3 protein-coding genes and 2 pseudogenes are annotated in these 2,707 nt (G+C 70.6%); 3 read left to right on the top strand and 2 right to left on the bottom strand.

Features of this window, described 5'->3' with window-relative positions:
* A pseudogene (locus tag ABZZ20_RS36680) lies at nt 1-180 on the top strand (cytochrome P450); the annotation flags it as partial.
* Between the two features lie 75 nt (nt 181-255).
* On the opposite strand, the pseudogene ABZZ20_RS36675 reads toward ABZZ20_RS36680, so the two are convergent.
* Nucleotides 256-552, bottom strand: a pseudogene (locus ABZZ20_RS36675) (SDR family NAD(P)-dependent oxidoreductase); the annotation flags it as partial.
* A gap of 719 nt (nt 553-1,271) precedes the next feature.
* Between ABZZ20_RS36675 and ABZZ20_RS36670 the strand changes: the two are divergent.
* Nucleotides 1,272-1,706 carry a hypothetical protein gene (locus tag ABZZ20_RS36670; RefSeq protein WP_356877364.1) on the top strand — a complete coding sequence of 145 codons (435 nt, stop codon included), beginning with the start codon at nt 1,272-1,274 and terminating at the stop codon, nt 1,704-1,706.
* A complete protein-coding gene (locus ABZZ20_RS36665; protein ID WP_356877362.1) occupies nt 1,703-2,035 on the top strand; it encodes a transcriptional regulator in 333 nt (110 codons plus the stop codon). The genes ABZZ20_RS36670 and ABZZ20_RS36665 overlap by 4 nt, the downstream gene beginning before the upstream one ends.
* A gap of 75 nt (nt 2,036-2,110) precedes the next feature.
* On the opposite strand, the gene ABZZ20_RS36660 is transcribed toward ABZZ20_RS36665, so the two are convergent.
* Nucleotides 2,111-2,707, bottom strand: a 597-nt coding sequence (locus tag ABZZ20_RS36660) for an ATP-binding protein (protein ID WP_356877360.1), incomplete at its 5' end; no start/stop codon positions are given.

The raw sequence follows: 2,707 nt of genomic DNA, 5'->3' as shown, positions 1-2,707 counted from the left end.
GGCATCCACCTGTGCCTGGGCGCGCAACTGGCCCGCGTCGAGATGCGGGTCGCGTTCTGCGCGCTGCTGGCCCGCTTCCCCACGCTGCGCCTGGCCGTACCGGCCGAAGACGTCGCCCTGCGCCCGGAGACCGCGGACATCTACGGGGTGAAGAGCCTCCCGGTCACCTGGGACGCCTGACCGTCAGCCAGAGGCGGGTGAGGTTGCGTTGGCCGCCGGTCACCGCCGTGGTTGCCCGCCTGCGCCGATCGTGTCTGCGGGGGCCGCGTTGTTGACCAGTACGTCCAGGCGCGGGTGCTCCCGTACGACGGCGTGGGCGAGGTTCTCGACCTCCTCCAGGCACACGAAGTCGGCGGCGAGCAGTCGGAGCCGCGCGCCGTCCACACCGGCGGTGGCAACGAGCCGGTCGGCGGCGGCCTGTGCCTCCTCGGGCGTGCGGCCGTGGAGGAGGACGGTGGCGCCCCACTCGGCGAGCTGGCGGGTGGTCTCGTAGCCGATGCCGGAGGTGGCTCCGGTGACGAGGACGGTACGTCCGGACAGGGATGCAGACATGTTGGCTTCCTGGAAGCAGGCATGGCCGATGTGCCCGGCGCCCCAGCGAGAGGCAGGTGCGTGGGCTCGGTCCATGCGGTGAAGGTGAGGATGCGTACGCGGCCTCGGTCAGCGCCCTTCAGGGGGCTGACGGCAGGTACGCCGAGGACGCGCGGCCGACGTCAGAGGGCCGGGCGGACAGCGGGCGCCGTCGGCTGCACCGGATTCGGTGGCCGATCGTCATAGCGCGGACCGCTGTTCATGGCGCAATCCCAGCGCATCGGGGACCCGGAGGCAAGCGCGCGGAGGCTTCTTGACGGCCTTCTGATGACCCTTCGTCAGAGCCGCATCAAAGATCGACTTCCGCGCGGAAGGAACCCGTCAAGGAGTACTGCCGGAGCGGTCTGCCTGGCGCAGACTGGTGGAGCGACGGAGCCGGACGACGGACCGGCGGCACGCGGCTGGTAGGCGGTGACCTGAACGCCGCCCGAGGGGCGCATGGTCCCACCGTGGGGGTACGGACCGATGCGACCGCGTGTCGGTCACCCGTCGCACACCACATGAGCCGTCCGGCTCTCCGGTGTGGGGATACCGGGGCCGGACGGCTCGCGTGTCTTCCGCCGTCAGCCCCTGCTCGGGGCACCGGTGCTGCTGGGAGCCGCGCCGACTCCTCACATTTGGCAAGTAGTTGCTAATGTGGAAAGTAGATGCCGGGCTAGCATGTTCAGAGTTGCCCGGCGATGACGGAGGGGATTGCCGTGCTCGAACAGGCCGATGCGGCCGCATCGTTGAAGGGGATCGGGCGGATCGAGGGGGCTGCGCGGGGGCGAAGCAGCTGGTACGCCCGCTACCTGTGGCTCTTCGCCTTTTGGCAGCTCGTCCTCGTTCCTGCGGTGCTGCTGTGGCACGGGCGGACGGGGACGCTCGTCAGCACGCTGGCGAACGCCTTTGTGGTCATGGGGCTTTCCCTGTTCGCCACGCGGCAACCGGTGGTCCCGCGCGGCTACGGGGGCAGGCACCTCAAGGTGATCGGAGTCTGGGCGGTTGCCTACGTCCTGAGCCTGCTGCTCGGATACACCATCTTCCTGGACAGTGTCGCCTTCGCGGCCGTGGCGGCCCTCGCATGCGCGTTGCCGGCCGCTGCGGTCGCCTGGCGTAAGGGGCGCGCCGTATGACGTCGGAGGTCTCGGCAGCTGTCGGGCAGGTCCCTCATCCGCGGCACGGCCTCGCGCCCCTTCTCGCCTCGGCCGTGCGGCTGTCGATCGTCGCGGCCCTCGCCGGCGTGGAGAAGGCCGAGTTCGCCTACGTGCGTGATCTGGTGGAGATCACCGACTCCGCTTTGTCGAAACAGGTCTCGCGCCTGGAGGAAGCGGGTTGGGTGACGGTCGAGAAAGGGCAGGTCGGGCGTCGGCCGCGGACCTGGCTGTACCTGGCCGAGGAGGGACTGGCCGTCTACCGGCGTCACGTCGCCGCGCTCACGGCAATCGCGGGCCCGCTGCACTGATACGGGGACGATCGCAGGCCACGGCGGTGACCGGCGATCGTCGGGCCCGAGTGGCCCCTGTCGGTCGCCTCGATGTCAGGTGACGGCGGACGTCGGCAGCTCCGCGGAGACCGGCGGAGCGCCGCCTGCCATGGGCAGGGTGATGACCATGGTGAGTCCGCCGCCCGGTGTGTCCTCGGCGGTGAGGGTGCCGCCGATGGACTCCGTGAAGCCCCGGGCTACGGCGAGCCCGAGACCCACTCCCGCGCCGCGCGGCGCGTCGCCGTGGCGCTGGAAGGGCTCGAAGATGCGCTCCTTGGCCTCGTCGGGGACTCCGGGGCCGCGGTCGACGACGCGGACCTCGACGCGGTCGCGCAGGGCGCTGGCGGAGACCAGGACGGGTTGTCCGTCGGGGCTGTATTTGACGGCGTTCTCGACGATGTTGGCGACTGCCCGCTCCAGCAGACCGCGGTCGACGGCGACCATGGGGAGCGTTTCGGGGATGTCGAGTTCGACGCTGTCCTCCGGTACGCCGCCCAGGGCCATCGGGACCACCTCGTCGAGGTCGGTCTCGCGGATCAGCGGGACGACGGTGCCCGTGTTGAGGCGGGACATGTCGAGGAGGTTGCCGATCAGGGCGGCGAGGCGGTCGGCGCCGTCCTCGATGCCTTCGAGGAGTTCGGCCTTGTCGTC

The sequence above is a fragment of the Streptomyces sp. NPDC006430 genome (assembly GCF_040612395.1).
GTDB lineage: Bacteria > Actinomycetota > Actinomycetes > Streptomycetales > Streptomycetaceae > Streptomyces.
This window is presented reverse-complemented; position numbering and strand designations above follow the sequence as displayed.

Bases quoted from the DNA above. Each gene is read 5' to 3' on its own strand.
- ABZZ20_RS36670 (WP_356877364.1), top strand. From the start codon at position 1,272: ATGACGGAGGGGATTGCCGTGCTCGAACAGGCCGATGCGGCCGCATCG.
- ABZZ20_RS36665 (WP_356877362.1), top strand. From the start codon at position 1,703: ATGACGTCGGAGGTCTCGGCAGCTGTCGGGCAGGTCCCTCATCCGCGG.